Source organism: Pectobacterium araliae (assembly GCF_037076465.1).
Taxonomy (GTDB): domain Bacteria; phylum Pseudomonadota; class Gammaproteobacteria; order Enterobacterales; family Enterobacteriaceae; genus Pectobacterium; species Pectobacterium araliae.
The window spans coordinates 1376176-1398959 of sequence record NZ_AP028908.1; the positions used below are offsets into that span (position 1 = coordinate 1376176).

The window sequence follows — 22784 nt, forward strand, 5'->3', positions numbered from 1 at the left end:
AGCGAATCGCTCTGTCGCAGAGCATCTGATTTTCAGGGAGTAAAGTATGCCGGAAGGACCGGAAATTCGCCGGGCGGCCGATAAATTGGTTGAGGCAGTAGTCGGGAAAACGTTGACGCGTGTCTGGTTTGCATTTCCAGAACTGAAGCCATACGAAGCAGAATTGATCGGGCAACAGGTCAGGCAGATTGAAACGCGCGGGAAGGCGCTGCTGACTTACTTTAGCAACGAGCGGGTGTTGTATAGCCATAATCAGCTGTATGGCGTGTGGCGAGTGGTGAATGCGGGCGAGTCGCCGGAAACAAAACGGGATTTGCGCGTCCGACTGGAAACGCAGGATCGCGCCATTCTGCTTTACAGCGCGTCAGATATTGAAATGCTGACGCCGGAGACGCTCTCGACGCATCCTTTTCTACAACGAATTGGCCCGGATGTGTTGGATCTTTCGCTGACGCCGGAGCAGGTGTGTGAGCGCTTGTTATTACCGCGTTTTCGTCGTCGCCAATTCAGTGGGTTGCTGCTGGATCAGGCTTTTCTCGCGGGGTTGGGGAATTATCTGCGCGTCGAGATTCTGTGGCAGGCTCGGTTAGCCCCCCAACATACGGCAGCACAGTTGAATGAAGAACAGTTACAGATGCTGAGTCGGGCATTGCTGGATATTCCTCGGTTGTCTTACACCACGCGCGGCACGGTTGATGACAATCGACACCATGGGGCGATTTTTTCGTTCAAGGTTTTCCATCGTGAAGGGGAACGCTGTGAGCGCTGCGGCGGAATGATTGAAAGAACGATGCTGTCATCGCGCCCGTTTTATTGGTGCCCGCACTGCCAGAGGTAGTAGAAGTAAGAGAAATTCGGTTCTGAAACAACAAAGGCCGGATAGTCCGGCCTTATTGCACAGCTTGAATAGATTAATCGTGTTTCAGGTTGGACGAGAAATCACGTTTGTCGTAGCCGGTATACAGCTGACGTGGACGGGCAATCTTGATGCCGTCGTCGTGCATTTCGTTCCAGTGCGCAATCCAGCCTACAGTACGTGCCATCGCGAAGATAACGGTAAACATGGAAGACGGAATACCCATCGCTTTCAGGATGATACCGGAGTAGAAGTCCACGTTAGGATACAGTTTCTTCTCGATAAAGTACGGATCGTTCAGTGCGATGTTTTCCAACTCCATCGCCACTTCCAGCAGATCATCTTTTCTGCCCAATTCTTTCAGCACTTCATGGCAGGTTTCACGCATGACGGTGGCGCGCGGATCGTGGTTTTTATACACACGGTGGCCGAAGCCCATCAGGCGGAAGGAGTCGTTCTTGTCTTTTGCACGTTCGATAAACGCAGGGATGTGTTCCACGCTGCTGATTTCTTCCAGCATCCGCAGGCAGGCTTCGTTCGCGCCGCCGTGTGCCGGTCCCCACAGCGAGGCGATCCCCGCGGCGATACAGGCAAATGGATTTGCACCGGACGAACCCGCCGTACGCACGGTAGACGTCGAGGCGTTTTGTTCGTGATCGGCATGCAGGATAAGAATACGATCCATGGCGCGTTCCAGCACCGGATTCACAACATATTCTTCACAAGGAGTGGAGAACATCATGTGCAGGAAATTACCCGCGTAGGACAGGTTATTTTTTGGATAAACAAATGGCTGACCCAGTGAATATTTATAACACATCGCTGCGACGGTCGGCATTTTCGACAGCAGGCGATAAGCCGCGATTTCGCGGTGGCGCTCGATACTAATGTCGAGAGAATCGTGGTAAAACGCCGCCAGTGCACCGGTGACACCGCATAAAACGGCCATTGGATGTGAATCACGGCGGAAACCGTGGAACAGACGGGTAATCTGTTCATGGATCATGGTGTGACGAGTTACGGTAGTTTTGAACGTTTCATACTGTTCGACCGTTGGGACTTCACCGAACAACAGGATGTAAGACACTTCAAGATAATTCGATTTTTCAGCCAGTTGGGCAATCGGGAAGCCGCGATGCAGCAGGATGCCTTCATCGCCGTCGATATAGGTAATTTTTGATTCGCAAGATGCGGTAGAGGTAAAGCCAGGGTCAAATGTGAAGTAACCTTTGGAACCGAGGGGACGAATATCAATCTCATCATATCCTAGCGTACCGGATAGGACATTTAGCTCAATCGGTTCTTTACCTTCTAGGGTAAGTGTTGCTTTTTTATCAGCCATTTACAGTCTCCTTAGCGCTTTAATTTTAAAAATTCTCACTGAAGAAATACCGTCATGCCTGTGCACCGGACGAGTAATGACCGGTGAAACTCTGTCGTGACACAGTCGTCAAATAGGATACAGAGTAAGGCGGGTAGCCGCATTCAGGATGAAAAATTCGTTCTCCAGGTAATTAACAATCTCCAGACGATTAACAAGGTTCTGAATAGATTGTAGCCATTACCTATGATTTTTACGTGGACTCTCTCCACTGTTACATAAGTTACGCCAGTGTGGAAGTGTCCCCCGTGCTTTAACACATCATAAGAAATTCAATCCCCTAGTTGTAATTGAAATGTTGAAGTTTTGTCAAATCGGATAATTAATTTTATACAAATTGTGAAGTTCGTGATCTAAATCACTGTTCGGGGCAAATGTCACCAAACAGTTTGTATGGGAATTGTAATGAGAATGTGAAGGACCTATACTCCCGCCAGGTCTCCGGAATCACCCTGCAGTAGGAGCACCCAGTATGAAAGGATCGTGCGCTGTTTAGACACCGGAATGTCGATGTTTGAGCGCGTATCGTAAACCCACTTTCAGGGCTGCAACTTTCATGCTGTCTGACCTCACATCAGGCCCGGAGGAAGAAACAATAATAAAAGCTGTGTGGGCAAATCTGTGAAAAAACAAAGACCTGTCAATCTGGAATTGCAGACGATCCAGTTTCCCGTTACTGCGATAGCATCTATTCTTCATCGCGTCTCCGGCGTTATCACCTTTGTCGCTGTCGGTATTTTACTGTGGCTGTTAGGCACTTCTCTTTCCTCAGAGGAAGGGTTCCTGCGTGCCGCGGAAATTATGGATAGCTTCATCGTCAAATTTATCGTTTGGGGCATCCTCGTTGCGTTGGCTTATCACATTGTTGGTGGTTTACGTCACCTGTTGATGGATTTTGGCTATATAGAAGAAGACCTTGCCGCAGGTAAACGTTCTGCAAATATCTCCTTTATTATTACTGTCGTGCTTTCAATTCTGGCTGGAGTCCTCGTATGGTAAGCAATGCTTCTGCGTTAGGACGCAATGGCGTACACGATTGGCTACTGATTCGCGCTTCTGCCATTGTTATCGTTCTTTATGTTATTTATATCATTGGTTTTATTGCTACGGCTGGCGACATCACTTATGAAATCTGGCGTGGTTTCTTCGCGATGGCCCTCACCAAAGTATTCACACTGCTAACGTTATTTTCCATTCTGGTTCATGCCTGGATAGGGATGTGGCAAGTGCTAACCGACTACATTAAACCGCTGGCCTTACGCCTGACTTTACAGTTGGCAATTGTGGTAGCGCTGTTGGTGTACGTCATTTATGGAACTGTTGTGGTGTGGGGTGCGTGATGAATTTGCCAGTCAGAGAATTTGATGCAGTCGTTGTAGGTGCGGGTGGCGCAGGTATGCGCGCCGCGCTGCAAATCTCCCAAATGGGCCTGTCCTGTGCCCTATTATCTAAAGTGTTCCCAACCCGTTCTCATACCGTGTCCGCGCAGGGCGGTATTACCGTTGCGCTGGGCAACACCCATGAGGACAACTGGGAATGGCACATGTATGACACCGTAAAAGGGTCGGATTACATTGGCGATCAGGATGCCATTGAATATATGTGTAAAACCGGCCCAGAAGCGATTCTGGAACTGGAACACATGGGGTTACCGTTCTCCCGTCTGGATGATGGCAGTATTTATCAGCGTCCGTTCGGTGGTCAATCTAAGAATTTTGGCGGCGAGCAGGCTGCACGTACCGCCGCAGCCGCTGACCGTACCGGTCATGCATTACTGCATACGCTGTATCAGCAGAACCTGAAAAATCACACCACTATTTTCTCCGAGTGGTATGCCCTCGATCTGGTGAAAAATCAGGATGGTGCGGTTGTCGGTTGTACCGCGATCTGTATCGAAACCGGTGAAGTTGTCTATTTCAAAGCGAAAGCAACCGTGCTAGCAACCGGCGGTGCGGGGCGTATCTATCAGTCCACCACCAATGCGCACATTAATACTGGCGACGGTGTGGGCATGGCATTGCGTGCGGGTGTTCCGTTGCAGGACATGGAAATGTGGCAGTTCCATCCAACCGGGATTGCGGGGGCGGGTGTGCTGGTCACCGAAGGCTGTCGTGGTGAAGGCGGCTATTTGCTGAATAAGCACGGTGAGCGTTTTATGGAACGCTATGCGCCAAACGCGAAAGATCTGGCGGGTCGTGATGTGGTTGCCCGTTCTATTATGATCGAGATTCGTGAAGGCCGTGGCTGTGAAGGCCCGTGGGGACCACACGCCAAACTGAAGCTGGATCACTTGGGTAAAGACGTTTTGGAATCTCGGCTGCCGGGCATTTTGGAGCTGTCGCGCACGTTTGCCCACGTCGATCCGGTAAAAGAGCCGATCCCGGTTATCCCAACCTGCCACTATATGATGGGCGGTATTCCGACCAAAGTGAGCGGTCAAGCGTTGACGGTGAATGAGAAAGGCGAAGATGTGGTGATCCCAGGGCTGTTTGCCGTGGGTGAAATTGCCTGTGTATCGGTCCATGGTGCTAACCGTCTGGGGGGCAACTCGTTGCTCGACCTGGTGGTATTTGGTCGTTCAGCCGGTATTCATTTGCAAGAATCGCTAGATGAGCAGGGCGAAAGCCGTGATGCCAGCGAATCCGATATTGAAGCATCGCTCGACCGCCTCAATCGCTGGAACAATACTCGCTCCGGTGAAGATCCGGTTGAAATCCGTAAAGCGCTGCAATCCTGTATGCAGAACAACTTCTCGGTCTTCCGTGAAGGCGATGCGATGGCTAAAGGGTTAGAAGAGCTGAAAGTGATCCGTGAACGCCTGAAAAATGCGCGACTGGATGACACCTCAAGCGAGTTCAACACCCAGCGCATCGAGTGTCTGGAGCTGGATAACCTGATGGAAACCGCGTATGCGACGGCGGTCTCTGCTAACTTCCGTACTGAAAGCCGTGGCGCACACAGCCGCTTCGACTACCCAGAGCGCGACGATGAAAATTGGCTGTGCCATTCGTTGTATCTGCCGCAAACCGACAGCATGACACGCCGTGAGGTGAACATGCAGCCTAAACTGCGTCCGGCGTTCCCGCCGAAAATACGTACTTATTAATTGCGGAGATCAAACGATGAAAGTCGAATTTTCCATTTATCGTTACAACCCGGATGTTGATGATGCTCCGCGGATGCAGGATTATCAGTTGGAGGCGGAAGAAGGCCGCGACATGATGCTGCTGGATGCGCTGATGCTGCTGAAAGAGCAAGATCCAACGCTGTCATTTCGTCGTTCCTGCCGTGAAGGCGTCTGCGGTTCCGATGGCGTTAACATGAACGGCAAAAATGGGCTGGCCTGTATTACGCCCGTTTCCGCGTTGCGGCGTGGAAACAACAAAATTGTTATCCGTCCTTTACCTGGATTACCGGTTGTCCGTGATTTGGTAGTGGACATGGGACAGTTCTATGCTCAATATGAGAAAATAAAGCCTTACCTGTTGAATAATGGGAAAAATCCGCCAGCGCGCGAGCATCTGCAATCGCCGGAACAGCGTGCCAAGCTGGATGGGTTGTATGAATGCATCATGTGTGCCTGCTGTTCAACGTCTTGCCCGTCGTTCTGGTGGAACCCGGACAAGTTTGTCGGGCCTGCGGGATTGCTGGCGGCGTACCGTTTCCTAATTGACAGCCGTGATACGGAAACCACGTCACGACTGGACGGTCTGGACGATGCATTCAGCGTTTTCCGCTGCCACGGCATCATGAACTGCGTCAACGTGTGTCCGAAAGGGTTAAACCCGACCAAGGCTATTGGCCATATTAAATCGATGCTGTTGCACCGTAGCGCGTAACGGATAGTCAATATCTAACGCGTTATTGCATAAAGATTAAGTAGTAAAACATGTATCTCCCTCTGAAGTTGCTATTCTTCAGAGGGAGCGCAGGAAACCTTTAAAAACCGGCTTACGCGCCCGAACCGGTTTTTAAAGGTTCCTTAGGGGGGAGGGATACTCTAAGCACGTACCGATGTACGACAAGTGAACCGTTTGTACGGCACACGATATACGGACACTAATTACATGTTAACCACGGCGAAAACTGAAGCTTATTAGCTTAAGGGATCATAATGCAGAACGGCGCGATGAAGGCCTGGCTGGATTCCTCCTATTTGGCGGGTGCGAATCAGTCCTACATAGAGCAACTCTATGAAGATTTTTTAACCGATCCTGACTCGATCGAACATAGCTGGCGCTCGATCTTCCAGCAATTGCCTACGAGTGGGGTCAAACCGGATCAACTCCATTCAAAAACGCGTGAATATTTCCGCCGTCTGGCGAAAGACGCTTCGCGCTTTACCTCGTCAGTCACCGATCCCGATATTGATGCTAAGCAGGTTAAGGTATTGCAGCTGATCAATGCGTTCCGCTTCCGTGGACATCAGCAGGCTAACCTGGACCCGATCTTCCTGCGCCCGCAGGAACCCGTTGCAGAACTGGATCTGGATTACCATAACCTGACGCAGGATGACCTACAGGAATCCTTCAACGTGGGGTCTTTTGCCATTGGCAAAGACACCATGAAGCTGGAAGATCTGTATGACGCGCTGAAACGCACCTATTGCGGTTCTATCGGTGCGGAATATATGCATATGACCAGCACGGAAGAAAAACGCTGGATACAGCAACGCATCGAGTCGGTAATGGGGCAGCCGTCATTTACGGTAGAAGAAAAGCGCCGTTTCCTGAAAGAGCTAACCGCAGCCGAAGGACTAGAACGTTATCTGGGTGCCAAGTACCCCGGTGCCAAGCGTTTCTCGCTAGAAGGTGGTGATGCACTGGTTCCGATGCTGAAAGAGCTGATTCGCCATGCAGGCTCAAACGACACTCGCGAAGTGGTATTGGGGATGGCGCACCGCGGTCGTCTCAACGTACTGATCAACGTGTTGGGTAAAAAATCGCAGGATCTGTTCGACGAGTTTGCCGGTAAGCATAAAGAACACTTGGGTACAGGTGACGTGAAATATCATCAGGGCTTCTCATCTGAATTTGAGACGGCTGGTGGTCTGGTGCATCTGGCGCTGGCGTTCAACCCATCGCACCTGGAAATCGTCAGCCCGGTCGTGACGGGGTCGGTTCGTGCGCGTCTTGACCGCCTGAATAGCCAGAGTGGTCCGCGTGTTTTGCCCATCACCATTCACGGCGATGCGGCAGTCAGCGGTCAGGGGGTCGTGCAGGAACTGTTGAATATGTCGACGGTGCGCGGCTACGAAGTTGGCGGTACGCTGCGTATTGTTATTAACAACCGTATCGGCTTTACGACCTCTAACCCGCTGGATATCCGTTCCACCGAATACTGTACCGATATCGGTAAAATGGTGCAGGCACCGATTTTCCACGTTAATGCAGACGATCCAGAAGCGGTAGCGTTTGTTACGCGTCTGGCGCTGGATTTCCGCAACGCCTTCAAGCGCGATGTGTTCATCGATTTGATTTGTTATCGTCGTCATGGTCATAACGAAGCTGATGAACCAAGTGCAACGCAGCCGATGATGTACCAGAAGATCAAAAAACACCCTACGCCACGTAAGGTGTATGCCGATCGTCTGGAACAGGAAAAAACCATCACGCTGGAAGATGCTACTGAAATGGTCAACCTGTACCGTGATGCGCTGGATGCGGGCGAATGCGTGGTGGAGGAATGGCGTGAGATGGATATGCAGTCCTTTACCTGGACGCCGTATCTGAACCATGACTGGGATGAACCTTATCCGCACGCCACGGAAATGAAACGTTTGCAGGAACTGGCGAAGCGTATCAGTGAAGTGCCAGAAGGGATTGACGTTCATCCTCGCGTTGCCAAAGTTTATGCTGACCGTGCTGAGATGGCCGCGGGTAACAAACCGTTCGACTGGGGCGGGGCAGAAACACTGGCCTACGCGACGCTGGTCGATGAAGGTATTCCGATTCGTCTGTCTGGTGAAGACAGCGGACGCGGTACGTTCTTCCATCGTCATGCTGTTGTGCATAACCAGATAAATGGTTCAAGCTATACGCCGTTGAACCATGTGCATAACGGGCAGGGGGAGTTCAATGTTTGGGACTCCGTACTATCCGAAGAAGCGATACTGGCGTTTGAATACGGTTATGCCACCGCAGAACCGCGCACGCTGACCATTTGGGAAGCGCAGTTTGGTGATTTTGCCAACGGTGCGCAAGTGGTGATCGACCAGTTCATCAGCTCCGGTGAGCAGAAGTGGGGTCGGATGTGTGGCCTGGTCATGCTGTTGCCGCACGGTTACGAAGGGCAAGGTCCAGAGCACTCGTCTGCCAGGCTGGAACGCTATCTGCAACTGTGTGCAGAACAAAATATGCAGGTCTGTATTCCATCAACGCCCGCACAGGTTTATCACATGCTTCGCCGTCAGGCGCTACGCGGTATGCGCCGTCCGCTGGTGGTCATGTCGCCAAAATCTCTGTTGCGCCACCCGCTGGCGATCTCTTCACTGGATGAACTAGCCAATGGTTCCTTCCAGCCAGCGATTGGTGAAGTTGAAGCATTAGATCCAGCAGCCGTGAAGCGTGTCGTGCTTTGTTCCGGTAAGGTCTACTATGATTTGCTGGAACAGCGCCGTAAGAACGAACAAAAAGATGTTGCGATCGTTCGTATCGAACAGCTTTATCCGTTCCCACATCAGTCCGTTCAAGCGGCACTGGAACCGTTTGCCCATGTTCATGATTTCGTGTGGTGTCAGGAAGAACCGCTGAATCAGGGAGCCTGGTATTGCAGTCAGCACCATTTCCGTGAAGTGATTCCGTTTGGGGCTTCTTTACGTTACGCAGGACGCCCGGCATCTGCATCACCCGCCGTTGGCTATATGTCCGTACACCAGAAACAACAGCAAGATCTGGTTGATGACGCGCTGAACGTTGATTAAATAAAAGGATAGATAATGAGTAGCGTAGATATTCATGTACCCGACCTGCCTGAATCCGTCGCTGACGCCACCGTTGCTACCTGGCATAAAAAGCCAGGCGATAGCGTCCAGCGCGATGAAGTACTGGTTGAAATTGAAACTGACAAAGTGGTACTGGAAGTGCCGGCCTCTGAAGCGGGCATTCTGGATGCCGTGCTGGAAGAAGAAGGCGCGACCGTAACGTCTCGCCAGCTATTGGGCCGCATTCGCCGTGGCGATAGTTCCGGTAAAGAAACCAGCGAGAAATCTCAGAGTAAAGAATCGACACCGGCACAGCGCCATACTGCTGGCTTGGAAGAAGAGAGTAGCGACGCGCTCAGCCCCGCTATCCGCCGCCTGATAGCAGAGCACGATCTCGATGCGTCTGCAATCAAAGGCAGCGGCGTCGGTGGTCGAATTACCCGTGAAGATGTGGACAAGCATTTGGCTGCCCAGAAGAAAGAACCTGGTAAAGCGGCTAAGTCCGAGGCTCCGGCGGTTTCTCCGGCACCGGCTCTGGGCGCGCGCAGCGAAAAACGCGTACCGATGACGCGCCTGCGTAAGCGTGTTGCTGAGCGTCTGCTGGAAGCGAAAAACAGTACGGCAATGTTGACGACGTTCAACGAAATCAACATGCAGCCGATCATGGATCTGCGCAAACAATACGGTGAAGCGTTTGAGAAACGTCACGGTGTGCGTCTGGGTTTCATGTCCTTCTACATCAAAGCCGTCGTTGAAGCACTGAAACGTTACCCTGAAGTGAATGCGTCTATTGATGGTGAAGATGTGGTTTACCACAACTACTTCGATGTCAGCATTGCGGTTTCTACTCCGCGTGGTTTGATCACGCCAGTGCTGCGTGATGTCGATGCGCTGGGCATGGCCGACATTGAGAAGCGCATCAAAGAGCTGGCCGTAAAAGGCCGTGATGGCAAACTGACGGTGGAAGAACTGCTGGGCGGTAACTTCACGATTACCAACGGCGGCGTCTTTGGCTCTCTGATGTCTACCCCGATCATCAACCCACCGCAGAGTGCGATTCTGGGTATGCACGCCATTAAAGATCGCCCGATGGCGGTTGATGGTCAGGTTGTTATTCTGCCAATGATGTATCTGGCACTGTCTTACGATCACCGTTTGGTCGATGGTCGTGAGTCCGTAGGCTTCCTGGTGACGGTGAAAGAGATGCTGGAAGATCCAGCGCGTCTGTTGTTAGACGTGTAGTCCGACAGGTTGACTTTCGGGCGGGTAACCCTGACGGTTTCCGCCCGAAATACACAGATTATGTGCTATGCAGGCCGCTTTTTCTCAGCGGTGTTATCCAAATATATCAGAGAGTTAATGGCGTTTTTTTCTACCGAAAGATTCGGTGATGAACAATCGTCTGCCGACTTATCTCCAAACCTAAATGGATAGAACATCATGAATTTACACGAGTATCAGGCAAAACAACTCTTTGCTCGATATGGTTTACCGGCACCGACCGGCTATGCCTGTACCACACCGCGTGAAGCAGAAGAAGCCGCATCCAAGATTGGTGCGGGTCCATGGGTCGTAAAATGTCAGGTTCACGCTGGTGGCCGCGGTAAAGCGGGCGGCGTTAAAGTGGTCAGCAATAAAGAAGACATTCGCGCTTTTGCTGAAAACTGGCTGGGTAAAAAACTCGTTACTTATCAAACAGACGTACAAGGTCAGCCGGTTCATCAGATTCTGGTTGAAGCCGCAACGGATATCGACAAAGAGCTTTATCTGGGCGCGGTTGTTGACCGTGGTACGCGTCGTGTAGTGTTCATGGCGTCCACCGAAGGTGGCGTAGAAATTGAAAAAGTGGCGGAAGAGACGCCGGAACTGATCCATAAAGCAGCGATCGATCCGCTGGTCGGCCCGCAGCCTTATCAAGGCCGTGAGTTGGCGTTCAAACTGGGTCTGAGCGGCAAGCAAGTGGCTCAATTTACCAAAATTTTCATGGGTCTGGCGACGCTGTTCCTTGAGCGCGATCTGGCGTTGGTCGAAATCAATCCGCTGGTTATCACTAAGCAGGGCGATCTGATCTGTCTGGATGGCAAGTTGGGCGCAGACGGTAATGCCCTGTTCCGTCAGCCTGAACTGCGTGAAATGCGTGACCCAAGCCAGGAAGATTCGCGTGAAGCACATGCCGCGCAGTGGGAACTGAACTACGTTGCGCTGGACGGCAATATTGGCTGTATGGTCAACGGTGCGGGTTTGGCGATGGGTACGATGGACATCGTGAAGCTGCACGGTGGTTCTCCTGCTAACTTCCTCGATGTCGGCGGCGGTGCGACAAAAGAGCGTGTGACTGAAGCGTTCAAAATTATCCTGTCTGACGACAAGGTAAAAGCCGTCTTTGTTAACATCTTTGGTGGTATCGTTCGTTGCGATTTGATCGCTGACGGTATCATCGGCGCGGTAGCCGAAGTGGGCGTTAACGTACCGGTTGTGGTACGTCTTGAAGGAAACAATGCAGAATTGGGTGCCAAGAAACTGGCGGATAGCGGCCTGAATATTATTGCCGCGACCAGCCTGACGGGTGCCGCTCAGCAGGTTGTTGCAGCAGTGGGGGATAAATAATGTCCATTCTGATTAATAAAAATACCAAAGTTATCTGTCAGGGTTTTACCGGTAGTCAGGGGACATTCCACTCTGAGCAAGCACTTGCTTACGGTACGCAAATGGTCGGTGGTGTCACGCCGGGTAAAGGCGGCACGGAACATCTGGGTCTGCCCGTCTTTAATACGGTGCGTGAAGCGGTAGAAGCGACGGGCGCAACGGCATCCGTTATCTACGTTCCGGCACCGTTCTGTAAAGATTCGATTCTGGAAGCGATTGACGCAGGCATCGAGCTGATTATCTGTATCACCGAAGGTATTCCGACGCTGGATATGCTGACGGTGAAAGTGAAACTCGATCAGAGTGGCGTGCGGATGATCGGTCCAAACTGTCCAGGTGTGATCACGCCGGGCGAATGTAAGATCGGTATTATGCCGGGTCATATTCACCTACCGGGTAAAGTCGGTATCGTTTCTCGTTCAGGTACACTGACGTATGAAGCGGTGAAGCAAACGACCGATGCCGGGCTGGGTCAGTCCAGTTGTGTGGGTATCGGTGGTGACCCGATCCCAGGTTCGAACTTCATCGATATTCTGAAGTTGTTTGAACAGGATCCACAGACAGAAGCTATCGTGATGATTGGCGAAATCGGTGGTACAGCGGAAGAAGAAGCGGCGGCGTATATTAAAGAGCACGTGACTAAACCCGTTGTTGGCTACATCGCGGGCGTGACGGCGCCGAAAGGCAAGCGTATGGGGCATGCTGGCGCCATCATTGCTGGCGGTAAAGGTACTGCCGATGATAAATTCGCTGCGTTAGAAGCGGCGGGTGTCAAAACCGTTCGCAGCCTGGCGGATATCGGCGATGCCGTAAAGGCAATATTAGCGCATTAATCGACTATTCGATTAAACATACTAGCCACCTTCGGGTGGCTTTTTTATTCACATTTAACTATCGGTGCCCATTGGCACAATTGAATTGGCATGAATTTTTAGCGGCTTTATTGGATAATTTGTGTGCCTGAAACGGGCGAGTAGTGATAAATAGAAATGATGATTACTCATTGATTTGATGTAAGCAGGGAATGATTAATTAATTTTCCTTAAGGGGATGTTGTGTGAAAAGAAATATAAAGCGCTGATTCTGGCATTATCTCCATTTACCTGCGCAGCCAGCACGCAGTCAATTAATATTGAAGTACTCAGTGCGACGGTTAAAGATAAAAAGATTGATGATGCCGCCGTTATTTTGCAGAAGAACGGTGCGCAGTCAGTGACCGCTCGCTCTGATTCCGCAGGTCGTGCCGTGCTTAACGCGCCATTCGAGATGGATCAGGACAGCTTGCTGATCATTAAAAAAGAGGGATATTCCGATCTGGTGGTTAAATGCCTGTGTGATGGAATGACCTATGCGATTAGTCCAGTAATGAAAAATTTGGATGGCATGCGAATTGTATTAACCTGGGGCGAAAAATCTTTTGATTTAGATTCTCATCTTATTTATCCAGATAATCATATTTATTTCTGCCATAAAAATGGACGCAATGCTAATCTTGATGTTGATGATACCGATAGTTTTGGCCCAGAAACGATCACAATTGATAAAAAATATTTAGGCGAAAGTTATATTTATGCTGTTCATGATTATTCGAATGGTGACAAGGCTAATTCACCTGCGCTTTCGGCAAGTAGTGCAAAAGTATTTGTCTATGTCGGAAGTTCGCAGGTACGGTCGTATTCCGTTCCACTGAATAAGGTCGGGAATATCTGGACGGTTTTCCATCTTAACCCTAATGGTGATTTTGAAGATATCAATGCGGTTGGCGAGGCTGATTTCACAAAAGTGAAGGATAGTGACGTGTTGCCAATGGTGCTAAACCCTGCGCAGACGGCAGTTGCCGTTACTGGAAATACAGTACTGGCAAAAAACCTCAATCGTGATGGGGAAGCCGCCTATGGACGCGGTGAGCTAGAGCAGGCCACGACACTATTCCTGGCGCGTTCGAGCAGGATAGCGCATTTGGTCAGGCGTACAGTAATCTGGGTCTGGCTTATCAGCAACGGGGCAACATTGCCGAAGCGATTTGGGCTAACCGCAAAGCGATTACGCTGGCAAACGGCAGCAATGCGGCAACTACGCGAGCTAGTTCGTACTACAACATCGCAAAATCTACGAGAATGCAGGCCAGTTCAGCGATGCACTCCAGCATTATGAGCTTGCGAGAGGTCAAAAAATTAACACGGTTTACGATAAAGCCATCGAGCGCATGAGAGCGAAGAGGTAATCGACCGCTTACACCGCGTATCTGTAACCACTACGGAGGCCTTTTGGCCTCCGTAGTGGCATATAGTGCTGCCGGGCGATGCATAAGGGGGCGAAGAACTCAGGGAATTCACCTACGGTTTGCTAAAAAATACAACGCAGTAACCAGCAATCAAAAATAAAAATTTGACATAAAATAGAAGATAAGAAATTCATGTAAATAATCGATAACGGGAAGTAAAAATTATATTGCTGAATTAATTTAACTTAAACTTAAAAATTACATCACATTAACAATAAATGTAATAAAGAAATTAATGCAACGCATTCATCACGAGAAAGGTGTTAAATTGCTTTAGATCAAGAAACGCCTCTGGATATAATTTATGAAATAGGCTTAAATTGCGCTAGGTCAATTATCGCCCTTTGTATCTTTGGGTGGGAAAGTTGATTTGAAGCCAAAAACCTAGCCTGGGTCACGTAAAAACCTATTTATTGTAGGGGATTACAAGCGTAATATACGGCTACCTCCTTATGGGGGACGCGATTTGTAATACTTGTGATTTATCTTGAGCTTGCTGTCGGGGCGTTGCGATGTGACTGCCTTGGTGAACAGTATTTTTAGTGTTTGTTACAGCTGATGTTAAAGCAATTCTTGTTGTGTTCTTTTTGGGTGTAATGGCCGAATGTTTGGCGGCTTGTCAGCGTTTGCAAGCTAATCCCTTCCTGCGAGGAGCAAGGAGTCAAAATGTTTGATGTAGTCGAACTGTCACGTTTACAGTTTGCCTTAACTGCAATGTACCATTTTCTATTCGTACCATTAACGCTGGGGATGGCGTTTTTGCTGGCGATTATGGAAACGGTATATGTGCTGTCCGGCAAACAAATCTATAAAGATATGACCAAATTTTGGGGCAAGTTATTTGCAATTAACTTTGCTCTTGGGGTCGCTACCGGATTGACCATGGAATTTCAATTCGGGACCAACTGGTCATATTTTTCTCACTACGTCGGGGATATTTTCGGCGCGCCGCTGGCTATTGAAGGCTTGATGGCATTCTTCCTGGAATCGACCTTTGTCGGCTTGTTCTTCTTCGGCTGGGACCGCTTAGGAAAAGTGCAGCATATGGCCGTTACCTGGCTGGTTGCACTGGGCTCTAACTTCTCTGCACTGTGGATTCTGGTTGCCAATGGCTGGATGCAGAACCCCATCGCATCGGATTTCAATTTTGAAACCATGCGTATGGAAATGGTGAGCTTCGCCGATCTGGTGCTGAACCCGGTTGCTCAGGTGAAATTCGTTCACACGGTAGCAGCAGGTTACTGTACTGGCGCAATGTTCATTCTGGGCATCAGTTCTTACTATCTGCTGAAAGGCCGCGACTTGGCATTTGCCAAGCGCTCATTCGCTATCGCCGCAAGCTTCGGTATGGCTTCTGTTCTGTCTGTTATCGTACTGGGTGATGAATCTGGTTATGAAATGGGTGACGTGCAGAAAACCAAACTGGCAGCGATTGAAGCTGAATGGGAAACGCAGCCCGCTCCTGCATCCTTTACGCTGATCGGCATCCCAAATCAGGAGACGATGGAAAATAACTATGCCATCAAGATTCCTTATGCTCTGGGGATCATTGCGACTCGCTCTACTGACAAAGAAGTCACGGGTCTGAAAGAGTTGATGGTGATGCATGAAGTGCGTATTCGCAACGGTATGAAGGCGTATCACTTGCTGGAAGAGTTACGCGCGGGCAATACCGATCCTGCGGTAAAAGAAGCATTCGATCAGTCTAAGCAGGATCTGGGATATGGCCTGTTGCTGAAGCGCTATACGCCGAAAGTCTCTGATGCGACAGAAACGCAGATTAAACAGGCGGTTAAAGATTCTATCCCGCGTGTAGCACCGCTGTACTTCTCTTTCCGCATCATGGTGGGTAGCGGCATTTTGATGTTGCTGATCATCGGGCTCTCTTTCTGGAGTGTGTTACGTAACAAAATTGGTCAGAAACGTTGGTTGCTCCGTACCGCGTTGTACGGTATTCCGCTGCCGTGGATTGCTATCGAAGCAGGCTGGTTTGTGGCTGAATACGGCCGTCAACCTTGGGCCATCGGTGAAATCCTGCCGACAGCTGTCGCGACCTCATCGCTGACAGCAGGGGATATTCTGTTCTCAATGGGGCTGATCTGTGGTCTGTATACGCTCTTCCTGGTTGCAGAAATGTATCTGATGTTCAAATTCGCACGTTTGGGGCCAAGCAGCTTGAAAACAGGGCGTTACCATTTTGAACAACCTATAGCGGCTGCGCAGGAAGCACGGTAAACAGGAGTCCACTATGTTTGAATATGAAGTCTTGCGTTTTATCTGGTGGCTGTTGATCGGTATTTTGCTGATTGGCTTCGCTATCACTGATGGTTTTGACATGGGTGTGGGCATCCTGGTGCGTCTGATGGGGCGTGGGGATACCGAACGTCGCGTCATGATTAACAGCATTGCACCACACTGGGACGGTAACCAGGTCTGGCTGATCACTGCAGGTGGCGCGTTGTTTGCTGCCTGGCCGATGGTTTATGCCGCTGCGTTCTCTGGTTTCTACATTGCCATGATTCTGGTACTGGCATCGCTGTTCTTCCGTCCTGTCGGCTTCGATTACCGTTCAAAAATCGAAGACCCGCGCTGGCGTGGCATGTGGGACTGGGGCATCTTTATTGGTAGCTTCGTTCCACCGGTTGTCATTGGTGTGGCGTTTGGCAACCTGTTGCAGGGGGTACCGTTCCACGTTGATGAGTATCTGCGTCTGTACTACACCGGAAACTTCTTCCAACTGCTGAACCCGTTTGGTTTGCTGGCTGGCGTGGTGAGTCTGACGATGATCCTGACTCAGGGTGCAACCTACCTGATGATGAGGACCTCGGGCGATTTGCACGTACGTTCCAAATCTGCCGCGCAGATCTCCGCGCTGGTGATGATGGTGACGTTTGCTCTGGCTGGTGTATGGGTGATTTATGGTATTGATGGTTATGTGGTGACGTCGACGATTAACGCTGCGGCTGAGTCTAACCCATTGCGTAAAGAAGTCGTTCAGCAAGCGGGCGCTTGGCTAGTCAACTTCAATAACCATCCTGTGCTGTGGGTTATTCCTGTGATGGGCGTAGTGTTGCCGGTGCTGACTACCCTTATGGCGCGGGCAGAGAAAGGGGCATGGGCATTTTTGTTCTCTTCCCTGACTATTGCCTGTGTAATTCTGACCGCTGGGATCGCCATGTTCCCATTCATTATGCCGTCAGTCACCGTGCCTAACGTCAGCTTGACGGTATGGGATGCGACATCGAGCCTGCTGACGTTGAAAGTGATGACCGTGGTTGCGATTATTTTCGTTCCCATCGTGCTTTCTTATACGGCATGGTGCTACTACAAGATGTTCGGTCGCATTACCAAAGAGCAGATTGAGCAAAACACTCACTCTTTGTACTAAGTAAGGAGCTTAATTTATGTGGTATTTTGCCTGGATACTCGGAACGCTTCTTGCTTGCTCACTGGGGATCATCACTGCCCTGGCTATTGAGCAGAGTGAGGCAAGTAAAGCGGCTGAAGACGATAAGCAATGAATGATCGGGTCGATAAACTCTATCGCCTGATGGATAAGAGCCCGTTACGGGCTCTTTCCCTTATCATGGCGTTGCTACTGGCTGGCTGTGTATTCTGGGATCCGACGCGCTTTGCTGCGCGGACCAGCGAACTCGCCGTTTGGCAAGGGCTGCTGTTGATTTGGGCCGTTTGTGCTGGTGTTGTTCATGGGGTGGGTTTCCGTCCACATCGCCTGCTCTGGCGCGTGTTTTTCGCACCACTTCCCGCCTTTGTGATCCTGTGCGCAGGATTGTACTATTTCTTCGGTTAAAATAGTCTCCTATTCCATTTAGTTATGGGTTGCTTGCGACCCATAATTATTTTCTTTCCGCTGTCACAATCCATTCCAAACCTCATTTCTCTTGCGTATAGTAGCGAGGTTTAATGCATTACTGGGATGTAGAGTGAGTAATTCGTTGTTTCACTGGCCAGTTCGAGTCTACTTTGAAGACACTGATGCAGGTGGCGTTGTCTACCATGCACGCTATGTTGCCTTTTATGAAAGGGCAAGAACCGAAGCGTTGCGGGAACGTAACTTTCACCAGCAAGCCTTGCTAAGTGAGCATGTCGCATTTGTTGTTCGTCGGATGACGGTGGAGTACCTTGCTCCTGCGCGCCTCGATGACATGCTGGAAGTGCAGAGCGAGATTATATCGCTGCGTGGTGCTTCTCTGACTTTTGCACAGCGTATTCTCAATGCTCAGGGCACCCTGCTAAGCCATGCTGAAGTTTTGATCGCATGCATCGATCCACATCAAATGAAGCCAATTGCGCTTCCTAAGTCTATTGTCGCGGAGTTCAAGCAGTGACTGACATGAACGTTTTTGATTTGTTCCTGAAGGCAAGCCTTCTGGTCAAACTAATCATGCTGATTTTAATCTGTTTTTCTATCGCTTCCTGGGCGATCATTATTCAACGTACCCGAATTTTGAATACGGCGACGCGTGAGGCTGAGGCGTTCGAGGACAAATTTTGGTCGGGTATCGAACTGTCGCGTCTTTATCAGGAAAGTCAAAGCCGTCGCGATAGTCTGACGGGCACTGAACAAATCTTCCATTCAGGTTTCAAAGAATTTGCACGGTTGCATCGTGCTAACAGCCATGCGCCGGAAGCGGTGGTAGAAGGTGCATCCCGTGCGATGCGTATTTCAATGAATCGTGAGTTGGAAGCGATGGAAACGCACATTCCCTTCTTGGGTACCGTGGGGTCTATCAGCCCGTATATCGGCCTGTTCGGTACCGTCTGGGGGATTATGCACGCTTTCATCGCGCTCGGTGCCGTGAAGCAGGCAACCTTACAAATGGTTGCGCCTGGTATTGCCGAAGCCTTGATTGCTACAGCAATCGGTCTGTTTGCAGCGATTCCTGCGGTTATGGCGTATAACCGCCTTAGCCTGCGGGTGGGTAAACTGGAGCAGAACTACGACAACTTTACGGAAGAGTTCATCGCGATCCTGCACCGTCAGGCATTCTCCAGCGACAACAGCAAGTAATCAGGGGGGATCATGGCACGAGTACGCAGAGGTCGTCGTGAGCTGAAATCCGAGATCAACATTGTTCCGCTATTGGACGTGCTGTTGGTGCTGTTGCTGATTTTTATGGCGACAGCGCCGATTATTACGCAGAGCGTTGAGGTGGATCTCCCGGATGCGACCGACTCAAAAACGGTCTCCAGCAACGATAATCCGCCCGTGATCGTAGAGGTCTCAGGCGTAGGGCAATATAGCCTGGTTGTTGAGCAAAACCGTATGGAACAGCTTCCGGCAGAGCAGGTGGTTGCTGAAGCGCAATCACGACTGGCCACCAACCCCAAGACGGTCTTTTTGATTGGTGGTGCGAAGGATGTTCCTTATGATGAGATCATTAAAGCGTTGAATTTGTTGCATCAGGCTGGCGTAAAGTCCGTTGGTTTGATGACGCAACCAATTTGAATGAGCGCATCACGGTAATGATCGTTAAGCCTATTTCTGGCAACACTGTTTTTGGGAATCGCTTGTGCTAAAGGCAAACGAACAAAACGATAAGCTGAAACGCGCCGTTATTATCTCGGCTGTTCTGCACATCATACTGGTTGCTTTGCTGCTCTGGAGTTCGTCGACGCAAACGATGGATGCCAGCGGAGGCGGTGGAGGCTCGTCAATTGATGCAGTGATGGTCGATCCGAGCGCGGTGGTAGAGCAGTACAACCGCCAACAGCAGCAACAGACCGATGCGAAACGTTCTGAACAGCAGCGTCAAAAGCAGGCTGAGCGGCAGGCTGAAGAGCTTCAGCAGAAGCAAGCCGCCGAACAGCAGCGGTTGAAAGAGCTGGAAAAAGAGCGTCTGCAAGCGCAGGAAGAAGCGAAAAAGCAGGCTCAGGAACAGGCTGAACAGCGTAAGCAGTCTGAAGCGGCGGCTCAGCAGGCAAAAGAACAGCAGAAGCAGGCAGAAGCTGCTGCGGCAAAAGCGAAGGCTGAAGCTGAACAGCAGGCGAAAGCGGCAGCAGACGCGAAGAAGAAAGCAGAAGACGAAGTGAAGAAACAAGCCGCTGCGGCCGCTGCTGCTAAGAAACAGGCGGAAGAAGAGGCTAAAGAAAAGGCCGCTGAGGCTGCCAAGCAAAAAGCAGCAGAAACCGCGAAAGCAGAAGCGGCCAAGGCTGCCGCAGAGGCGGAACAAGCGAAACAAAAAGCAGCCGCTGAAGCAGCAAAACAAAAAGCTGACGCTGATGCAGCGAAAAAGGCTGAAGCCGCTGCGGCGGCTAAAAAAGCGGCTGATGATAAAAAGAAAGCGGCAGCAGAGGCTGCTAAGCAGGAAAGCACCGTTGATGATTTGCTGGGCGGGTTGGCCTCATCGAAAAATGCGCCGAAGTCTGGCGGTGGCGCACCTGCGGGTGCGGGCAACAATAAGAAGAGCGGTGCATCAGGTGCGGCGCTTGATAGTTATGGTGGTCAGGTTCGTTCAGCCATTCAAAGTAAGTTTTATGATTGGCAACTCTACAAAGGACGTACCTGTACATTACGGATTAAGCTGGCACCAGATGGTCTGCTGATTGATGTCACGGCTGAAGGTGGCGATCCGGCGTTATGCCAGGCCGCTATTGCGGCGGCCAAGCAGGCCAAAATACCGAAGCCACCGAGTACGGATGTTTATGAGGCTTTCAAAAATGCGCCAATAGACTTTAAACCGCAGTAACCGGGCTGTTTACCCAATAGATTTAAGATTATTACGATGGTAAATAAACCAGGTTATGTTGTTTTGTTGACATTGGTTTGTTTTTGTTAAAATTCTGCTAATTTATCGTAGACTTCGCGTCTGGATAAGGGAGATGAGATGAAGCAAGTACTGAAAGTTGCAGTAAGCTTTTTAATGCTGTGGGCAGCGGTGCTGCACGCGGAAGTACGTATAGAGATTACCCAAGGGGTAGACTCTGCGCGTCCTATTGGTGTGGTTCCATTCCAATGGGCCGGGCCGGGCGCTGCGCCTGAAGACGTAGGCGGTATCGTCGGTGCTGATTTGCGTAACAGCGGTAAATTCAACCCGATCGACGCAAACCGTATGCCACAGCAGCCTGCAACGGCCTCTGAAGTGACGCCTGCTGCATGGACGGCGTTGGGCATTGATGCGGTAGTTGTTGGCCAGGTTCAGCCGAGTGCCGATGGCAGCTACCTGGTTTCTTACCAGCTTGTCGATACGTCAGGTAACCCAGGGAACGTACTGGCGCAGAACCAGTTCAAGGTGACCAAACAGTGGCTGCGCTATGCTGCGCACACGGCCAGTGATGAAGTGTTTGAAAAACTGAGTGGTATCAAAGGGGCGTTCCGTACCCGTATTGCTTACGTCGTTCAGACTAACGGCGGTCAGTTCCCTTATGAACTGCGCGTTGCTGACTATGACGGCTACAACCAATTCGTTGTTCATCGTTCACCACAACCGCTGATGTCTCCGGCCTGGTCCGCAGACGGTAGCAAACTCGCCTATGTAACGTTTGAAAGCGGCCGTTCTGCGCTGGTTATCCAAACGTTGGCAAATGGTGCGATCCGTCAAGTTGCTTCCTTCCCACGTCACAACGGTGCACCCTCTTTCTCTCCTGATGGCAGCAAGCTGGCGTTTGCTCTGTCTAAGAGTGGTAGCCTGAATCTGTATGTAATGAATCTGGGATCGGGGCAAATCAGCCAGGTGACTGATGGTCGCAGCAATAACACGGAACCGACCTGGTTCCCAGATAGCCAAACCTTGGCCTATACTTCAGACCAAGCTGGCCGTCCTCAGGTTTACAAGGTTAATGCTAACGGCGGAGCACCACAACGCCTGACCTGGGAAGGTTCTCAGAATCAGGATTCCGATGTGAGCGCCGACGGGAAATTTTTGGTAACGGTGAGCTCGAATGGTGGGGCTCAGCATATTTCCAAACTGGATCTGGTAACGGGTGCCGTACAAGTATTAACGGACACGTTCCTGGACGAAACGCCAAGTATCGCACCGAATGGCACGATGGTGATCTACAGTTCCAAACAAGGGCTGGGTTCAGTGCTACAGCTGGTTTCGACCGATGGCCGTTTCAAAGCGCGTCTTCCGGCTACTGATGGACAGGTTAAATTCCCTGCCTGGTCGCCGTATCTATAAGTACAGATATGTACAATAAACTCGTCAAAGGACATAAGAAATGCAATTCAATAAAGTGCTGAAAGGCCTGATGTTGGCTCTGCCGGTACTGGCAGTGGCCGCTTGTAGCTCTAACAAGAATGCGGACAATGACCAATCTTCCATGGGTGCGGGCAACAACGGCATGATGGACGGCGGCAATACGTCTTCTTCTGAGCAAGCTCGTTTGCAGATGCAAGAATTACAGCGCAACAACATCGTTTACTTCGGTCTGGACAAGTACGATGTGAGCTCTGAATTCGCTCAGATGCTGGACGCACACGCTGCATTCCTGCGTAGCAACCCGTCTTACAAAGTGACTATCGAAGGTCACGCGGACGAACGCGGTACGCCAGAATACAACATCGCTCTGGGTGAACGTCGTGCCAACGCGGTACAAATGTACCTGCAAGGTAAAGGCGTTTCTTCCGATCAGATCTCTATCGTTTCTTACGGTAAAGAGAAACCAGCAGTTCTCGGTCATGACGAAGCGGCCTATGCCAAAAACCGTCGTGCCGTTCTGGTATATTAAGAGA

20 protein-coding genes and 1 pseudogene are annotated in these 22784 nt (G+C 50.5%); 20 read left to right on the top strand and 1 reads right to left on the bottom strand.

Translation table 11 applies throughout. The features are described 5' to 3' along the window. The first annotated feature begins 46 nt into the window (after positions 1 to 46). Complete coding sequence (nei, locus tag AACH44_RS06150; protein ID WP_261848868.1) at positions 47 to 838, top strand: endonuclease VIII; 792 nt, start codon at positions 47 to 49, stop codon at positions 836 to 838. Between the two features lie 73 nt (positions 839 to 911). Here the strand turns inward: nei and AACH44_RS06155 are convergent, their stop codons facing one another. After that, positions 912 to 2198, bottom strand: coding sequence for a citrate synthase (locus AACH44_RS06155; RefSeq protein ID WP_261848869.1), 1287 nt, complete (start codon positions 2196 to 2198; stop codon positions 912 to 914). A gap of 648 nt (positions 2199 to 2846) precedes the next feature. Here AACH44_RS06155 and sdhC point away from each other — a divergent pair. The 19 genes and pseudogenes from sdhC to pal all read left to right on the top strand — a co-directional run bounded on the left by sdhC (position 2847) and on the right by pal (position 22780). Continuing rightward, positions 2847 to 3236 carry a succinate dehydrogenase cytochrome b556 subunit gene (sdhC, locus tag AACH44_RS06160; protein ID WP_015839512.1) on the top strand — a complete coding sequence of 130 codons (390 nt, stop codon included), beginning with the start codon at positions 2847 to 2849 and terminating at the stop codon, positions 3234 to 3236. After that, positions 3230 to 3577 (top strand): succinate dehydrogenase membrane anchor subunit, encoded by a 348-nt coding sequence (gene sdhD / locus AACH44_RS06165; protein WP_005973891.1) that lies wholly within the window; start codon positions 3230 to 3232, stop codon positions 3575 to 3577. The genes sdhC and sdhD overlap by 7 nt, the downstream gene beginning before the upstream one ends. Further along, the gene (gene sdhA, locus AACH44_RS06170) at positions 3577 to 5343 is read left to right on the top strand and encodes a succinate dehydrogenase flavoprotein subunit (RefSeq protein ID WP_261848870.1); all 1767 of its coding nucleotides are present in this window, start codon (positions 3577 to 3579) and stop codon (positions 5341 to 5343) included. The genes sdhD and sdhA overlap by 1 nt, the downstream gene beginning before the upstream one ends. A 16-nt stretch (positions 5344 to 5359) precedes the next feature. Next, a complete protein-coding gene (locus AACH44_RS06175) occupies positions 5360 to 6076 on the top strand; it encodes a succinate dehydrogenase iron-sulfur subunit (protein ID WP_261848871.1) in 717 nt (238 codons plus the stop codon). Positions 6077 to 6351: 275 nt separating this feature from the next. Further along, a complete protein-coding gene (sucA, locus tag AACH44_RS06180; RefSeq protein WP_261848872.1) occupies positions 6352 to 9159 on the top strand; it encodes a 2-oxoglutarate dehydrogenase E1 component in 2808 nt (935 codons plus the stop codon). A 15-nt stretch (positions 9160 to 9174) separates the two neighbouring features. Further along, positions 9175 to 10401 carry a 2-oxoglutarate dehydrogenase complex dihydrolipoyllysine-residue succinyltransferase gene (odhB, locus tag AACH44_RS06185; RefSeq protein WP_261848873.1) on the top strand — a complete coding sequence of 409 codons (1227 nt, stop codon included), beginning with the start codon at positions 9175 to 9177 and terminating at the stop codon, positions 10399 to 10401. Positions 10402 to 10599: 198 nt separating this feature from the next. Next, positions 10600 to 11766 (top strand): ADP-forming succinate--CoA ligase subunit beta, encoded by a 1167-nt coding sequence (sucC, locus tag AACH44_RS06190; RefSeq protein ID WP_198997136.1) that lies wholly within the window; start codon positions 10600 to 10602, stop codon positions 11764 to 11766. Next, positions 11766 to 12638, top strand: coding sequence for a succinate--CoA ligase subunit alpha (gene sucD, locus AACH44_RS06195; protein ID WP_180785721.1), 873 nt, complete (start codon positions 11766 to 11768; stop codon positions 12636 to 12638). The genes sucC and sucD overlap by 1 nt, the downstream gene beginning before the upstream one ends. Positions 12639 to 12855: 217 nt before the next feature. Then, positions 12856 to 14029: pseudogene (locus AACH44_RS06200) on the top strand (hypothetical protein). Between the two features lie 726 nt (positions 14030 to 14755). Next, positions 14756 to 16324, top strand: coding sequence for a cytochrome ubiquinol oxidase subunit I (cydA, locus tag AACH44_RS06205; protein WP_261848874.1), 1569 nt, complete (start codon positions 14756 to 14758; stop codon positions 16322 to 16324). A gap of 13 nt (positions 16325 to 16337) precedes the next feature. Beyond that, on the top strand, positions 16338 to 17477 hold the full coding sequence (cydB, locus tag AACH44_RS06210; RefSeq protein ID WP_261848875.1) for a cytochrome d ubiquinol oxidase subunit II: 1140 nt from the start codon (positions 16338 to 16340) through the stop codon (positions 17475 to 17477). Positions 17478 to 17493: 16 nt separating this feature from the next. Further along, on the top strand, positions 17494 to 17610 hold the full coding sequence (gene cydX, locus AACH44_RS06215) for a cytochrome bd-I oxidase subunit CydX (RefSeq protein WP_069956042.1): 117 nt from the start codon (positions 17494 to 17496) through the stop codon (positions 17608 to 17610). Beyond that, entirely contained in the window at positions 17607 to 17900 is a 294-nt protein-coding gene (ybgE, locus tag AACH44_RS06220) for a cyd operon protein YbgE (RefSeq protein ID WP_261848876.1), read from the top strand. Before cydX ends, ybgE begins: the two co-directional genes overlap by 4 nt. Before the next feature lie 133 nt (positions 17901 to 18033). Then, positions 18034 to 18438 carry a tol-pal system-associated acyl-CoA thioesterase gene (gene ybgC / locus AACH44_RS06225; RefSeq protein WP_261848877.1) on the top strand — a complete coding sequence of 135 codons (405 nt, stop codon included), beginning with the start codon at positions 18034 to 18036 and terminating at the stop codon, positions 18436 to 18438. Continuing rightward, positions 18435 to 19121 (top strand): Tol-Pal system protein TolQ, encoded by a 687-nt coding sequence (gene tolQ, locus AACH44_RS06230; RefSeq protein ID WP_261848878.1) that lies wholly within the window; start codon positions 18435 to 18437, stop codon positions 19119 to 19121. Before ybgC ends, tolQ begins: the two co-directional genes overlap by 4 nt. Before the next feature lie 12 nt (positions 19122 to 19133). Next, entirely contained in the window at positions 19134 to 19559 is a 426-nt protein-coding gene (gene tolR / locus AACH44_RS06235) for a colicin uptake protein TolR (RefSeq protein ID WP_011092956.1), read from the top strand. 64 nt (positions 19560 to 19623) lie between these two features. After that, positions 19624 to 20799: a cell envelope integrity protein TolA gene (gene tolA / locus AACH44_RS06240; RefSeq protein ID WP_261848879.1), complete on the top strand. Its 1176-nt coding sequence runs from the start codon at positions 19624 to 19626 to the stop codon at positions 20797 to 20799. A 138-nt stretch (positions 20800 to 20937) separates the two neighbouring features. After that, the gene (tolB, locus tag AACH44_RS06245) at positions 20938 to 22230 is read left to right on the top strand and encodes a Tol-Pal system beta propeller repeat protein TolB (RefSeq protein WP_261848880.1); all 1293 of its coding nucleotides are present in this window, start codon (positions 20938 to 20940) and stop codon (positions 22228 to 22230) included. A gap of 40 nt (positions 22231 to 22270) precedes the next feature. Next, positions 22271 to 22780, top strand: coding sequence for a peptidoglycan-associated lipoprotein Pal (pal, locus tag AACH44_RS06250; RefSeq protein WP_103860244.1), 510 nt, complete (start codon positions 22271 to 22273; stop codon positions 22778 to 22780). Positions 22781 to 22784: the final 4 nt, after the last annotated feature.